This window comes from Actinomadura sp. SCN-SB (assembly GCF_043906805.1).
Classification (GTDB): Bacteria; Actinomycetota; Actinomycetes; order Streptosporangiales; family Streptosporangiaceae; genus Spirillospora.
The window spans coordinates 1-13,202 of sequence record NZ_JBIMPP010000083.1 but is presented as its reverse complement, the minus strand read 5'-3'; the positions used below and the strand labels follow the sequence as shown (position 1 = coordinate 13,202).

Below are 13,202 nucleotides of genomic sequence, written 5' to 3'. Positions count from 1 at the left end.
CACGCAGCGTCACCGGCCAGCGGGCCTCGGCGCGGGCTCGCACGCTTGCACGCATGCACACAATGCACAGAAACCCGTTGTTGTGCATTACGTGCATGCGTGCAGGCGTGCAGGCGTGCAGACCCCCGTTTCGTCCCTCACATCCATCACTCACTGTCAGGATCGCCTGGAGGAGATCGGCATGCCCAAAACCACCCTCGACACGCCCAAAGAGCCCGATGAGGGCGACAAGCCCAAGCGGAGGCAGCGTCCGCGCGGTGATGGCGGGCTGCACTGGAGCGAGAGCCGGAAGCGCTGGATCGCCTCGGTCACGGTCGGGTACACGCCCGCTGGCAAGCGCATCGTCCGGACGGCCAGCGACAAGAGCAAGAGCAGGGCTCTCAAGAAGCTGCAGCGGAAGCTGCGCGACCGCGATGACGGCCTGCCCAGCGAGGACACCAAATACACCGTCGCCCAAGCCGTCGAGAACTGGCTGGAGTACGGACTGGCCGGACGGGACGAGAACACGGTGAAGAACCGTACTAGCCTGGCCAAGAACCACATCATTCCCGACCTCGGCGCGCGGAAGCTGCGCGAGCTTTCCGCCGACGATGTGGACCGCTGGCTGGCCAAGAAGGCGAAGACGCACAGCACCAAGACGCTGCGCGAGCTGCATTCCATCCTCAAGCGCACCGTTGCGCGTGCCCAGGCGCGCGACAAAGTGAAGCGGAATGTCGTCCTGCTGTGCGAGGTGCCCAAGGGCAAGAGCGGCCGCCCGTCCAAGTCCCTCACCCTCGACCAGGCCGTCGCTCTCCTGGACGCGTCCGAGAAGGCCGGCCGCGCGGACATGCACGCCTACATCGTCCTGGCGCTGCTCACCGGCGCGCGGACGGAGGAGTTGCGAGCCCTGCGCTGGTCTCATGTGGTCGCCTACGACGGCGATCGCCAGGAATGGCGGCCGGTCGACGAGGCCGGATGGGAACACCAGGAATTCGCCGTCCACGTGTGGCGGTCGGTGCGCAGGGGCGGCGATACCAAGACCGAGAAGTCGCGGCGCAGCCTCAAGCTGCCTGCTCGCTGCGTCCTGGCCCTGCATGACCTCTACAGCGAGCAGGGAGCCGCCCACATGGACGCTGGCGGCGCCTTCCCGCTCCAGCCGGACCGGCTGGTCTTTCCGGCCGAGGACGGCGGCGAGCGCGACCCTATGAGCGTCTTGAGGGCCTTCCGAAAGGTCGCCGAGCTGGCCGGGCTGGAAGCTGCGGAGTGGACGCCGCGGGAGCTGCGGCACAGCTTCGTGTCGCTGCTCTCCGACCACGGGATGGCGATCGAGGACATCGCTCGTCTGGTTGGGCACAGCAACACACGTGTCACCGAGACCGTCTACCGGCTGCAGCTGCGGCCCGTCCTGGAGGACGGCGCCACCGAGATGGACCGGCTGTTCCCGGGGAGATTGGCCGGACCTTCGTCAAGCAGTTAGTCATGCAGGGACGCGAAAGCCCCGTGCCGATCATTCGGGATGGGGCGTGACCTGCTGTTATGGAGGCACGTTGGTGCTCCCGCGATTGGACTCGAACCAATAACCTGCCGGTTAACAGCCGGCTGCTCTGCCGATTGAGCTACGCGGGATGGGGCGGGCTTGGTGGCCTGCCAGCGGGTCTAGGTTAGCGCATGCCGGGAGGTGTTCGCGCACGGTTAAAGGCCGGGCGACTGGGCGGGCGGTTTCTGGGTATGTGGGAGGGGCACTACACCGCTGACCCGGGGGTTGGTATGAAATTCCGCACGACGTTCATCATGGGTGCGGCGGTCGGCTACGTCCTGGGGACGAAGGCCGGGCGCGAACGGTACGAGCAGATCTTGCAGGCGACGCGGCGGCTGGGCGAGAACCCCAAGGTCCAGGAGGCCGCCGAGACGCTGCGCAGCAAGGGCGGCGAGATCGCTGGGGCCGCCAGGGAACGGGTGCCCGAGCAGATCGGGCAGCGGATCGCAGGGCGGAACCGGGAGATGCCGCGCGAGTACGAGGATCCCCGGCAGGAGACGGCCAAGCCCTAGAGGCCGGTCTGCCGGCGCAGGTCTTGGAGGACCTGTTCGGCCTGGGCCCGCAGGCCCGGGTCGGACGGGTCCAGACCTGGGGCGAAGACGAACGACCAGCGGACGTCCCCGCCGGTGGCGGGGCGGCGGCCCGCGATCCGTACGGTGCCCCCGCTGGGGAGCCGGGCGTCGCGGCTGATCACGACGGTGGCGGTGACGCGTTCCCGTACGGTCTCGGGGACGGAGCCGGGTTCGACCAGGCGGACGTGGTGCTCGGGGCCGCCCGCCGTTTCGTGGACGTGGAGCCAGCCGTCCTTCCAGGACGCCTGGTCGATGCGTTCCCAGGGCAGGCGGGTGAAGGTTCCGGAGGGGGTCGGGAGGTGCAGGGCGGTGGAGGTCGCGACGACGTAGGAGCCTCCGCGGGTGGGTGCGGTGGCCAGGGCGCGCTCGCCCTTCTCCAGGGTGAGCCGGTCGCGGATCTGCCGGGAGAGGCGCATGGACCTCACGTTACGCGGCCTGCGGGGCGCGGCGGGCACCGAGGAGGTCAAGGATGAGGGCGGCGGACCAGCTGTAGTCGTGGCTGCCGTGGCCCGATCCGTCGAAGGGGTCGAAGAACTCGCGGAACCCCGATTGGCGGACGAGGCGCAGCGTGGAGCCGTAGAGAAGGTCGGCGATGACGCCGAGGCCGTGGCCGAGGGCGCCGAGCCACAGGAGCCAGTTGGTGTTGACCCAGGTGGGACCGCGCCAGTATGCGTGGCGGTCGAACGTGGGGGCCTGGAGGTCGCAGGTGGGGACGGGGTATCCGGCGGCTCCGGCGAAGCGGGCGGACAGCAGCAGGTCCACCAGGTTGCGGACGTGGGGGGTTGGGAGTTCCGGGTCGAGGAGCGGCGCGAAGGCGGTGACCGTGACGACGGGCAGGAGGGTGTCGGCGCGGATGTCGCGTGCGCGGAAGCAGCCGGCGTCGCAGTCCCATAGCCGGTCGAGGAGCGCGCGGTGGATGCGCTGGGCGCGTTCCTGGTGCGGTACGGGGTCACGGCCGATGATCTGGGCGAGTTCGGCCAGGGCGTGGGTGGAGGCGAGGTAGGTGGCGTTGACCAGGGGGTCCTCTACGGCGAAGGGGTGGGCGTCGCGCAAGTAGCCGGTTCCGTAGCCGGATTCGCGTAGGAGGGTGACGAGCCATACGTAGCGGTCGTAGTCCTCGCCTGTGGGGTGGGATCGCCGGGTGTAGTGGGCCGGTGGGGGCTGGACGGCGCTGAGGGGGTCGTCCCAGGCGGGGCTGTTGTCGAGACCGGATTCCCAGGGGTGGCATATGGACATCAGGCCGCTGGAGCACAGGTCCCGGGATTGGGCGAGGTAGCGGTGCTGCTCCACCAGCATCGGGTAGAGGCGTTGCAGGAAGGCCCGGCTGCGTTCGGCCTCGGAAGGGTGAGCGCATTCGTGGAGGCGCAACGCGGCTAGGGCGTGCAGGGGTGGCTGGGTGAGGCCGGAGGTGTGGACGCCGCGAGGCGCGCCGGGCTGGCGGTCACTGCGCCATAGTTCGGGGCCGGGGAAGTACGCGTGCCGGGCAAGGGTGCGGTTGAAAACGATGTGCGGAAGCAGGCCGTCGGCCCACTGGCCGCGGAAGAGGGACAGCAGTTCCTGTTCGGCGCGGTCGCGGCGGTGCCGGGCGAGGCCCATGCAGACGAACGCGGAGTCCCAGCTCCACTGGTGCGGGTAGAGGCCGGGTGACGGGATGGTGGCGGTCCCCGTCCAGTTGGCATCGAGCACCCGGGCCGCGGCTTCCCACAACGCGGTCTCGTCACCTGTCAGACGGGTAGTCATGGACCTCCCGATCACATCGCGCCTCGTCGGGGCGGGTGGCGCGGCAAGGGTGCGGGGTTCCAAGGGTCATCCGATTGTTACCGTTGAACGGGGGCTTGGGCGACCCTACGTCCGGCGGTGTTTGTCTTCGTCGGCCGCCACGGTTTCGTGATTGCCAGGCGATTCCCGGCCTGGTCGAGCAGCCAGGCGGTGATCTCCTCTCCCGCGGCGATGCCGCTCGCGGTGGTGACGGCGGTGGAGGGGGACGTCCACCCGGTGTCGTGCAGTTCGCCGTGGGCGGGCCTGATGGAGGCGTGCGCGGCTTCCAGGAGTTCGGTGTCGAGGAGGGAGTCCCCTGCGGCCAGCATGCGTTGGGTGCCGGCGCGCCGGGCCACCTCTGCCGCCGCGGCGGCCTTGGTGAGGCTCTCGGGTAGGCAGTACACCTTGCGGCCTTGGAGGGACGTACGCCAGCCGCGTTCGGCGCACCAGCCGGACAGGTCCTCGACCCAACCTGGGGGCATCGCCTTTCTGTCCACCACGGCATAGGCGAACAGCCCTGAGGCTTCGCGGCGTTTGAGGACGAACGGCCCGCTCACGCGTACGAGCTGTTCACGTACCTCGTCCAAGGACGTGCCCGACTCCGCCGCGCGCGCTTGGACGGCGGCCGACCAGTCGAGGTCTTCGATGCCGTCCACCAGGATGCGTCCGCCGTTCGCGCAGATGGCGTAGGGCGCGGGCTTCTCCAGCAGGTGAACGCGGGCGTATTGCTCGGGTGTACGCGTCGTCGTAGGGACGAGCGTGGTCATCTCGGCGAGGGCCTCCAGAGCACGGGCCGCCGTCTCCGTCATGTAAGAGAGAGGCACCGCGTGATACAGCTCCACGCACAGAAGACGGGGCATGCTCGCGTCGGGACGGCCGTCCAAGCCGAGGGCCGACGTGGAGTAGATGAGCGTGCGGTCGAGGTCGGTGCATACGAGAACGCTCATTGCACGGCCCCCTGTCCGAACCGGGGGTGAATCAATCCCATGCAGGCGTACGGGATCGCATCGGGCTCGACCTCTTCCACAGGAACGCCCCGTTCGGCGGCCAGCAGCCTGATGTGCGTCAGGTCCTCCCCCGCGTCCGCCCTGGCCAGGACCTTCCATGGGACGCGGCGCAGCAGCACGCGGGTGGTCTCCCCCACCCCCGGCTTGATCAGGTTGAGGTCGTCGATGCCGTGCGCCTGGCCCACCTCCCGGACGGCCTCCCAGCCCGACCAGTCGGGCGTACGGTCCGCGGCGAGCAGGCCCGGCAGGTCCGCGGCGACCCGTCCGGCGACGTCGGGGAAGCGGGCGCAGACCGCGTCGAGGAAGACCGCGGAGACGTCGGCCTCGGCCAGCTCCGCGTAGAACTTGGCGCCGTGGAAGTCGCCGGGCCCGATCAGGTCGCGGTTCAGGACGGTACGGCTGACCAGCCCCGACACCGTCGAGTTCAGGCAGGCGGACGGGATGAGGAAGTCGTCCCTGGTGCCGTGCAGGCGCGTGCACCGGCCGGGGTCGGCCAGCACCGCCAGGTCGTCGGGGAGCCGCCGTCCGGTGGCGGCCGCGTGCGCGTCGAGGGCCGCGGTGAGTTCCCGGGTGATGGCGCCCTTGCCCGTCCAGCCGTCCACGAACATCACCCGCGCCGGGTCGTGCCGGGCGGCGATGTAGGCCAGAGCGACATCGTCTATGCCGCGTCCCCGCACGATGCTGATCGCGTAATGCGGCAGGTCGAGGCCGTGCGCGAACCGCGCCCAGCGCCGCACCAGAATCCCGACGGGGGTGCCCGCGCGTGCCAGGGACACCAGCACGGCGTCGCGTCCGCGTTCGGCCAGGATCATTTCGGTGATGACCCCGGTCGCGTAGGCCAGCCTTTCCGCGGACGCGTCCAGGGCCTGGTGGAAGAGCTTCTGGTACGCGGGGCTGGGCTGATACTCGATGGGCAGGGATTCGGCGTAGTGAGCCCGCCCCGCCTGTATGGCCGCTTCGCGCTCTTCTGTGGGCGCCTCAAGGCGCACGTGGGACAGGTCCTTGAGGAGCCACGCCACGTCCTCGGCCGGGTAGCTGCCGAAGGCGGGTCCGTAGAGCGCCCTGGCCGACCCCGCGCGCCTGTGCGAGGGGACGGTGGCCAGCACCACGGGCGCCAGCCGTGACAGTTGCGCGACCAGGCCGTCCTCAAGGGCAGGCGTATCACCGACGTCGTCGACCACGAACACGATCGCGTCGAAGTCACGGGAGACGTTGTAGGCGTACCGTTCGCCCGGCCCATCGGCCGGGTCGTCGTGCGCGGGGAACACCAGCCGTGTGCGGATGGCGTAGCCGGGGTCGTCCACAGCGAGGACGGGTGAGCGGGTCGTGGTGGAGTAGCGCACGTCCACGCCGTCCGGTAGCGCGTCGGCCAAAGCCTCGGCCAGGCGCAGCGGCGCGTACATCAACTCCTCGAAGCCCAGGACCAGCACCCGGTTCGCGCCCTCGACGAAGGGGACGAGACGGCTCGCCATGCCCGGCAGATCTTTCTCCAACCTCTCGCGATGCTCGGGCAGGAATCCGTGCCGTCCCCCATCAGGGAGCTCCTCCGGCCACGACAGGTCCACCCGCGCCACGGCATGGGGCCGCGCCTCCCCGGCGAACGGCTCGCTCTCCACCAGAGAGGCCACCAGAGCCTGTCCGGCCTCAAGGATGCCGTCAGGCAGCGCTACCCGTCCCGTGGCCAGCGACACGACATCGATGCGGGCTCCCAGGGAGGCGGCGAAGGACGCGAAGGACGCCCTGTCATCGTCCCCGCGCAGATCGACCAGGGCGGCCACCACATACCGCTCGCGTGGACGGACCGCGTGCAACGCCCCGATGGTGTTCATCACCGTCCGCCCGGTGGACAACTCGTCGTCCACCAGGACGAGCGGCACGTCCCTGCCGAGCAGGCCGGGGTCGCCTGGGAGGAGCAGGTGGCTCGTGGCGTGACTGTGCTCCTCCTCGAAGCCCCCATAGGTATCGAAGCCCTCGACGGGACGTCGGGTCGAGTGCAGGTAGAAGGCGCCCCCCAGAGCATCCGCCACGGAGTGCCCCAAGGCGGTCGCGGTCTCCGCATAGCCGAGCACGACCGCGTCCACGGGCTCACGTGGCTCCGTCAGGCGATCACGCAGGCCCGAGGCCGCCCCCGGACGCCCGTGCAGAGCATCCCGCAGCAAGGTGCCGGCCTCACGCGGTGGCGACCCGAGGCATCGCCTGACGAGGTCGCCCAGTAACAGGCCCGCCCCGTACACAAGGCGCGGGTCGGTGGGGACGTGCTTGCCCAGTACGGCCGACACCAGCAGATGCGCGCGCCGGGGGTTGCGGCGCACCGCGAGGCCCACCAGGTCTTCCAGGCCGGCCCCCGCAGGGCGTTCACGGTCGTGGAGACGGACGCCCAGACGCGCGGCCACCCACTCCCCCGGCCAGGTCCCCGCACGCTCTCGGCGCTCCCCTGGAGGCTCTTCCGGAGCCGCGGGCGCCGTCGCGTCCACGTTCACCGGCCACCCGCCGCTTCGAGCAGCTCGACGAACGTGACGCCCTCGGCCGCCACCCCGAACACCTGGGCGCGCAGCATCAGCCGCTCGGCCCAGGCGCGGTGCGGCTTGGCCTCGTTCATCTTGTTGGCGTAGACGCTGGCCATCGCCCCTCCACCGGTCTCCTCCAGGATGTCGGAGGCGTCGCAGTACTCCTCGTGCGTCACCACCGACAGGGCGTGGACGGCCGCCACATGGCTGGGATGGATGACCGTCTTGCCGATCAGGCCGTTGGCCTTGTCCAGGTGGACCTCGCGGATCAGCCCGTCCAGGTCGGAGGTGATCAGGCGCTGCCGCAGCCGCGCGGCCCGCTGCGCCTCGAACGGCGACTGCCGCAGCTGCGGCTTGAACATCCGCTCTCCGGCGGAGAAGTACTCCCAGACCGGCCCGGTCACCACGAACCCCGTGCCGTCCGCACGGCCCAGGATGTTCACCACGTCGGCGATCACCCCGGCGACCGGGCCGATGTCGTAGATGGTCAGGTCGGGCGGGCGGCGCAGCCCGTAGGCCGCGGACATGTCGGTCGCGCCGATCCGCACCGCGAGCACCCGCTCCCGGTGCTTGGCCAGCAGCCGCGCCACGTCCTGTAACAGCTCGGTCCTCGACTCCCGGTAGACCGCCTGCGGGCTCTCGATGACCGGCATGGCCAGCAACCGGTGCCCGACGCGGTCCTCGGCGTCGGCGACCGCGTCCAGGAACTCGCCACCGGGCCCGGGGGTGAACTTGGGGATGACGAACCCGCTGACCAGCCCCGCCGCCGCGCCGAGCCGCCCGGCCAGGTCGCCGATCTGCTCGGGGGTACGGACGCGCACGAACAGCAGCGGCGGCTCGGCCACCGACGGGGCGCCGGACGGCAGGAGCCGTTCCAGCTGCGCCACCAGGTTGGCCTCGGCCGCCTCCACGTCCTCGTCGGCGATCGCGTCCTCCAGGCACAGCACCATGCTGGTCACACCGCGCCGCGCCGCCTTGACGACGTCCTCGGCCAGCGCCGGGCGGGTCGCCGGGCTGTAGAGCGTGGCGCCCAGCGCGACGGCCAGCACCTCCGGGTCGCCGTGCCGGTCGAAGGCGCGCGGATGCCGGTGGAACAGATGCTTCCGGCGGGCGGGGTCGATGTGATCAAAGTGCCGCATGCACTTCGGTTCCTCCCGCTCGGACGGCAGCCCAGATCACGGCGTCACAGGTGGGCGGAGACCGCCGGCAGGAGGTGCTGGAAGGTGCGGCCGTTCGCGGTGGCGCCGATCGCCGTCATCGACCAGCCCTGCCCGTCCCTGGACACCTTGGCCATGATCTGCGCGTTGTGCCGGCCCGAGCCGGTCAGCTCGTAGCGGGCGATCTCCTGGCCGGTGGACTCGTCCACCAGCCGGCAGAAGGCGTTCTCGATCTGCGAGAAGTCCTGGCCGGTGAAGGAGTTGACGGTGAACACCAGCTGGCTGATGTTGGGCGGCACCGCGGACAGATCGACGTTGATCACCTCGTCGTCGCCCTCGCCCTCGCCGGTCAGGTTGTCGCCGGTGTGCAGCACCGACCCGTCCTTGCTGCGCAGCTGGCGAAACCACACCGAGTCGGCGAGGTTGCCGCTGGCGTCGAACAGCAGGCAGGACGCGTCCAGGTCGATGTTCTGCGCCTTGGACCTGCCGAACAGGCCCTTCCTGGCCACGGCGTCCCAGCCCAGACCCATCTTCACCCTGGTCAGGCCACCGCCGCCCGGTTTCTCCAGCGAGACCTTCTGGCCCTTCTGCAGCGAGATCGACATCCTCGGCTCCTCTGCTGAGTTCGATGGCGCCGCCCCCGTGGCGGCTCGTCGGGCAGGCCCCTGTGACGGGTCCCGTCGCCGGGTACTGGTGCCTGCTGTGACGGGGTTCTCGGACGGCTCCTCGGTCGCGGGCGGCCCCTCAGACCTTGCTCGCCGAGCGGACCGGCTCGTCCTCGCCCGCGGGCTCGTCCCCGGCCTCCTCGCCCTCCTGGCGGTTGCGGAGCACCGAGCTGATGAACGCCGCGACGATCAGGCCCGCGCCGAGCCCGCCGGTGATCCACTCGGGCACGTGCGACGCGATGCCGATCAGCATGCAGGCGGCCAGGGCGCCGATCGCCCAGTGCGCGCCGTGCTCCAGGTAGACGTACTCGTGCAGGGTTCCCTTGCGGACGAGGAAGACCGTCAGCGACCGGATGTACATGGCGCCGATGCCCAGGCCCAGCGCGATGACGATCGGGTCGGTGCTGATCGCGAACGCGCCGATGACCCCGTCGAAGGAGAACGAGGCGTCCAGCACCTCCAGGTACAGGAACAGGAAGAAGCCGGCCTTGCCGGTGGCCATGGCCAGCTTGCTCGGCCCGCCGTTCGCGGACTTGACCGCCACGGCGTCCCCCGGCTCCCCGGGCTCCTCGGGATCCTCCTCGACGCCGCCCGCCTCGGAGAACAGCTCGCCCAGCCCGTTCACCAGGATGTAGGTGACCATGCCGAGCACGCCGGCGATCATCACCTCGCCCGGGTCGTCCGCCCACACCCCGGCGATCAGCGCCAGCGTGCCGCCCGCCACGACCACCGGAAGCTGGTCCAGCTTGCCGATGCGAGCCAGGGGACGCTCCAGCCAGGCCAGCCACTTGTGCTCGTGGTCGTCGAACACGAAGTTCAGGAACAGCATCATCAGGAACATCCCGCCGAACGCGGCGATGGTCGGGTACGCCGTCTCCATCGCGTGGTGGTATCGGTCGGGATCGTTCAGCGCGAGGTCGAAGGCCTCGATCGGGCCGAGCCCCGCGGTGATGACCACGATCAGCAGCGGGAAGACCAGCCGCATCCCGAACACCGCGATGGCGATGCCGACGGTCAGGAAGATCCGCTGCCAGAACGCGCTCATCCGATCCAGCACCTTGGCGTTGACCACGGCGTTGTCGAAGGAGAGCGAGATCTCGAGGATGGCCAGCACCGCCACCAGCAGCAGGCCCGCGGGCCCGCCGTAGAACAGCGCGGCCAGCAGGCCGAGTGCGGTGACCCCGAAGGACCAGCCGAAGGTGCGAAGAATCATGCGTACGTCTCTGTGAGGAAGGAAAAATGCGGGATCAGGCGACGTTGACGCCGAAGTCGGTGGCGATGCCGGCCAGGCCGGAGGCGTAGCCCTGGCCGACCGCGCGGAACTTCCACTCGCCACCGCGCCGGTACAGCTCGCCGAACACCATGGCGGTCTCGGTGGAGGCGTCCTCGGTGAGGTCGAACCTGGCCAGTTCGGTGCCGTCGGTCCTGTTGACGATGCGGATGAAGGCGTTGCGGACCTGGCCGAAGCTCTGCCCGCGCGCGTCGGCGTCGTAGATCGACACGGGGAAGACGATCCGCTCGCACTCGGCCGGGACGGCCCGCAGATCCACGTTGATCGACTCGTCGTCGCCCTCGCCCTCGCCGGTCAGGTTGTCGCCGGTGTGCTCGACGGACCCGTCCGGGCTCTTGAGGTTGTTGAAGAAGACGAAGTGCTGATCCGAGAGTACCTTGCCGTCGCCGCCCAGCAGCAGGGCCGAGGCGTCCAGGTCGAAGTCGGCACCCGTGGTGGCCCGCACGTCCCAGCCCAGGCCGACGGAGACGGCGGTGAGGTCGGGGACGGCCTTGGTGAGCGAAACGTTGCCGCCTTTGGCGAGCGATACTCCCATGATCGGAATCTCCCTGTCGCTACGGGGTGGCCTGCGCGGAAACCGGGGAGGGGCCGCGAGGCCGGGGGGAACCGTCAGATGTTGACGCCGAAGTCGGTGGCGATGCCGGCCAGGCCGGAGGCGTAGCCCTGGCCGACCGCGCGGAACTTCCACTCCGCGCCGTTGCGGTACAGCTCGCCGAACACCATCGCGGTCTCGGTCGAGGCGTCCTCGGTCAGGTCGTAACGGGCCATCTCGGTGTTGTCCGCCTGGTTGACCACGCGGATGAAGGCGTTGCGGACCTGGCCGAAGTTCTGCCCGCGCGAATCGGCCTCGTAGATCGACACCGCGAAGGCCACCCGCTGGGCGGCGTCGGGCAGGGCGGCGAAGTCGACCTTGATCTGCTCGTCGTCGCCCTCGCCCGCGCCGGTGGTGTTGTCGCCGGTGTGCTCGACGCCGCCGTCGGGGGTGCGCAGGTTGTTGAAGAACACGAAGTGCTGGTCGGACACGATCTTCCCGGAGCCGTCCAGCACCAGCGCGGAGGCGTCCAGGTCGAAGTCGGCACCGGTGGTGGTGCGCAGGTCCCAGCCGAGCCCGACGGTCACGGCGGTCAGGCCGGGAGCTTGCTTGGTGAGCGAGACGTTGCCGCCCTTGCTGAGACTGACACCCACTGTGCCTCCAAGATCGATACAAGGTGTGATGACGCCTTCGCGGCCCCGCTATACCCGACGTAGGAGCGATGCTATCCGTTCCCTGCCGCCCGGGCGGAGGCCCGAATTCCGCGCTCGGCGGAGCCCGGCGCCATCCTGTCGGCGGAACGCGGGCGGGCGGCGGGGACGTTTCCGCCGGGCCGACGCGCCCGGGACCGGCCCGTTCGGAGCGGTCCCGGGTGGACCGATCTCGCCCGGTAGGTGAAGACTTCGGGCGTCCTGCGGGAGACTGGAGGCGAAGGGAAGGGAGGCACGTTGCGACCAGGACGGGGCGACCAGCGGCGCCGGGGCCGGGGGGACCAGGCCGCCGCCGCGGCGGTGCAGGCCCGCGAGGACGCGGCCACCGCCTTCTACGACATGGACCAGGCCCAGAAGTACCTCCAGGGCCGGGTCACGGTGTTCGCCGATCTGGACGCCCGCGCGGCGGCGCCCGTGCGTCACGAGTTCACCGCGCTCAGCGACAGCGCCGACGCCGCGGCCATGGCCTATATCTCCGTCCTGGACGCCAACGACCTCGACGACGACCGCGAGCGTGGCCCGGCCGAGTACGACTCCGCCCGGCGGGCCTTCCTCGCCGTCACCGACCGGCTGAAGAAGATCACCACGGATCTGAACCGGTTCGCCGAGCGGCTGGCCCCGCAGATGAGCCGGCTGGAGGCGGCCCTCGACCAGCTGCCGCCCCGGCTCACCGCCGCCAGGGACGCCGTCGCCGCCGCCGACGCCGCGATCGCCGCCGCCCGCGCGGCCGGCATGGACGCCTCCGACCCGGAGGCCGAGCTGGCACGGGCCAAGGAGGCGCTCTCCCAGCTCGGCTCCCAGGGGCTGGGCGGGCTCGGGCTCGCCGGGGCGATGGACAAGGCCGACGAGGTGCGCCGCGCCGCCGAGAGCGCCCGCGAGGCGGCCGAGGAGCTGCCCCGGCTGGGTGAGAAGGTGCGCAACTCGCTGGCCTCCGTCCGCACCCGCTCGGAGATGGTCGCGGGACGGGTCGAATCCGTCAGGCAGGCGATGAAGCTGCTGCTGCGCAATTACTCGCTGGCCTGCTGGCAGGACCTCAAGGGCGCGCCCGAGGCCGTGGAGGACGGCGTGGAGCGTGCCCGGGAGCGGCTGGGCGAGGCGTCCGGGCACGTCGCGCGCAACGAGTGGAAGCAGGCCCAGCGCGCCCTGACGGCCGCCCGTACCGAGCTGAACGCCGCCGAGCGCAGGGCGCACCAGGTCACCGGCCGGGTGGCCGACCTGGACGCGGCCGCGGCCGACCCCGGCAAGCCCGCCGAGGCCGCCCGGTTCGCCGTCCGGGACGCGCAGAAGCTCGCCATGGCCCAGCCGGGCGGCGCCGCCCCGCACCACGCGCGGGCCCTGGACGAGCTGGTGGAACGGCTGGACCGGGCCCCGCGCAGGCTGATCGGCCCGCACCCGGACTACTGGTCGTACCTCCAGGAGCTGGAGTCGATCAAGACGGCGGCCGGCGACGTGATCGCCAGGATCCGCGCCGAACGCGCCGCCCAGAC

Annotated in this window: 12 protein-coding genes and 1 tRNA gene; 3 read left to right on the top strand and 10 right to left on the bottom strand. The window is 70.6% G+C overall.

The features are described 5' to 3' along the window. Positions 1-181 precede the first annotated feature (181 nt). Positions 182-1,456 carry a tyrosine recombinase XerC gene (xerC, locus tag ACGWYJ_RS34265; RefSeq protein WP_395110722.1) on the top strand — a complete coding sequence of 425 codons (1,275 nt, stop codon included), beginning with the start codon at positions 182-184 and terminating at the stop codon, positions 1,454-1,456. Positions 1,457-1,532: 76 nt separating this feature from the next. On the opposite strand, the gene ACGWYJ_RS34260 is transcribed toward xerC, so the two are convergent. Beyond that, positions 1,533-1,605, bottom strand: a tRNA-Asn gene (locus ACGWYJ_RS34260). 141 nt (positions 1,606-1,746) lie between these two features. Between ACGWYJ_RS34260 and ACGWYJ_RS34255 the strand changes: the two genes are divergently transcribed. Then, positions 1,747-2,028, top strand: coding sequence for a YtxH domain-containing protein (locus tag ACGWYJ_RS34255; RefSeq protein ID WP_395110721.1), 282 nt, complete (start codon positions 1,747-1,749; stop codon positions 2,026-2,028). Here ACGWYJ_RS34255 and ACGWYJ_RS34250 read toward each other — a convergent pair. The 9 genes from ACGWYJ_RS34250 to ACGWYJ_RS34210 form a co-directional block, all read right to left on the bottom strand. Next, entirely contained in the window at positions 2,025-2,504 is a 480-nt protein-coding gene (locus tag ACGWYJ_RS34250; RefSeq protein ID WP_395110720.1) for a hypothetical protein, read from the bottom strand. The two genes, ACGWYJ_RS34255 and ACGWYJ_RS34250, sit on opposite strands and share 4 nt — an antisense overlap. A 10-nt stretch (positions 2,505-2,514) precedes the next feature. Continuing rightward, positions 2,515-3,828 carry a hypothetical protein gene (locus ACGWYJ_RS34245; RefSeq protein ID WP_395110719.1) on the bottom strand — a complete coding sequence of 438 codons (1,314 nt, stop codon included), beginning with the start codon at positions 3,826-3,828 and terminating at the stop codon, positions 2,515-2,517. Positions 3,829-3,905: 77 nt separating this feature from the next. Further along, positions 3,906-4,793 carry an HAD family hydrolase gene (locus ACGWYJ_RS34240; protein WP_395110718.1) on the bottom strand — a complete coding sequence of 296 codons (888 nt, stop codon included), beginning with the start codon at positions 4,791-4,793 and terminating at the stop codon, positions 3,906-3,908. Then, entirely contained in the window at positions 4,790-7,246 is a 2,457-nt protein-coding gene (locus ACGWYJ_RS34235) for a phosphoribosyltransferase (protein ID WP_395110717.1), read from the bottom strand. The genes ACGWYJ_RS34240 and ACGWYJ_RS34235 overlap by 4 nt, the downstream gene beginning before the upstream one ends. 83 nt (positions 7,247-7,329) lie before the next feature. Further along, positions 7,330-8,499 carry an HpcH/HpaI aldolase/citrate lyase family protein gene (locus ACGWYJ_RS34230; protein ID WP_395110716.1) on the bottom strand — a complete coding sequence of 390 codons (1,170 nt, stop codon included), beginning with the start codon at positions 8,497-8,499 and terminating at the stop codon, positions 7,330-7,332. Between the two features lie 44 nt (positions 8,500-8,543). Next, positions 8,544-9,122, bottom strand: a complete 579-nt coding sequence (locus tag ACGWYJ_RS34225; protein WP_285694808.1) for a TerD family protein — start codon at positions 9,120-9,122, stop codon at positions 8,544-8,546. Between the two features lie 139 nt (positions 9,123-9,261). Then, positions 9,262-10,395 carry a DUF475 domain-containing protein gene (locus tag ACGWYJ_RS34220; protein ID WP_395110715.1) on the bottom strand — a complete coding sequence of 378 codons (1,134 nt, stop codon included), beginning with the start codon at positions 10,393-10,395 and terminating at the stop codon, positions 9,262-9,264. A 34-nt stretch (positions 10,396-10,429) separates the two neighbouring features. Continuing rightward, on the bottom strand, positions 10,430-11,008 hold the full coding sequence (locus tag ACGWYJ_RS34215; RefSeq protein ID WP_285694810.1) for a TerD family protein: 579 nt from the start codon (positions 11,006-11,008) through the stop codon (positions 10,430-10,432). A gap of 74 nt (positions 11,009-11,082) precedes the next feature. After that, the gene (locus ACGWYJ_RS34210; protein ID WP_395110714.1) at positions 11,083-11,658 is read right to left on the bottom strand and encodes a TerD family protein; all 576 of its coding nucleotides are present in this window, start codon (positions 11,656-11,658) and stop codon (positions 11,083-11,085) included. A gap of 294 nt (positions 11,659-11,952) precedes the next feature. Between ACGWYJ_RS34210 and ACGWYJ_RS34205 the strand changes: the two genes are divergently transcribed. Then, the coding region (locus tag ACGWYJ_RS34205; RefSeq protein WP_395110713.1) for a molecular chaperone DnaJ at positions 11,953-13,202 on the top strand (1,250 nt) is incomplete at its 3' end.

Excerpts from the sequence above, each read along its gene's own strand:
- xerC (WP_395110722.1), top strand. The coding sequence starts at position 182 with ATGCCCAAAACCACCCTCGACACGCCCAAAGAGCCCGATGAGGGCGAC.
- ACGWYJ_RS34255 (WP_395110721.1), top strand. The coding sequence starts at position 1,747 with ATGAAATTCCGCACGACGTTCATCATGGGTGCGGCGGTCGGCTACGTC.
- ACGWYJ_RS34250 (WP_395110720.1), bottom strand. The coding sequence starts at position 2,504 with ATGCGCCTCTCCCGGCAGATCCGCGACCGGCTCACCCTGGAGAAGGGC.
- ACGWYJ_RS34245 (WP_395110719.1), bottom strand. The coding sequence starts at position 3,828 with ATGACTACCCGTCTGACAGGTGACGAGACCGCGTTGTGGGAAGCCGCG.
- ACGWYJ_RS34240 (WP_395110718.1), bottom strand. The coding sequence starts at position 4,793 with ATGAGCGTTCTCGTATGCACCGACCTCGACCGCACGCTCATCTACTCC.
- ACGWYJ_RS34230 (WP_395110716.1), bottom strand. The coding sequence starts at position 8,499 with ATGCGGCACTTTGATCACATCGACCCCGCCCGCCGGAAGCATCTGTTC.
- ACGWYJ_RS34225 (WP_285694808.1), bottom strand. The coding sequence starts at position 9,122 with ATGTCGATCTCGCTGCAGAAGGGCCAGAAGGTCTCGCTGGAGAAACCG.
- ACGWYJ_RS34220 (WP_395110715.1), bottom strand. The coding sequence starts at position 10,395 with ATGATTCTTCGCACCTTCGGCTGGTCCTTCGGGGTCACCGCACTCGGC.
- ACGWYJ_RS34215 (WP_285694810.1), bottom strand. The coding sequence starts at position 11,008 with ATGGGAGTATCGCTCGCCAAAGGCGGCAACGTTTCGCTCACCAAGGCC.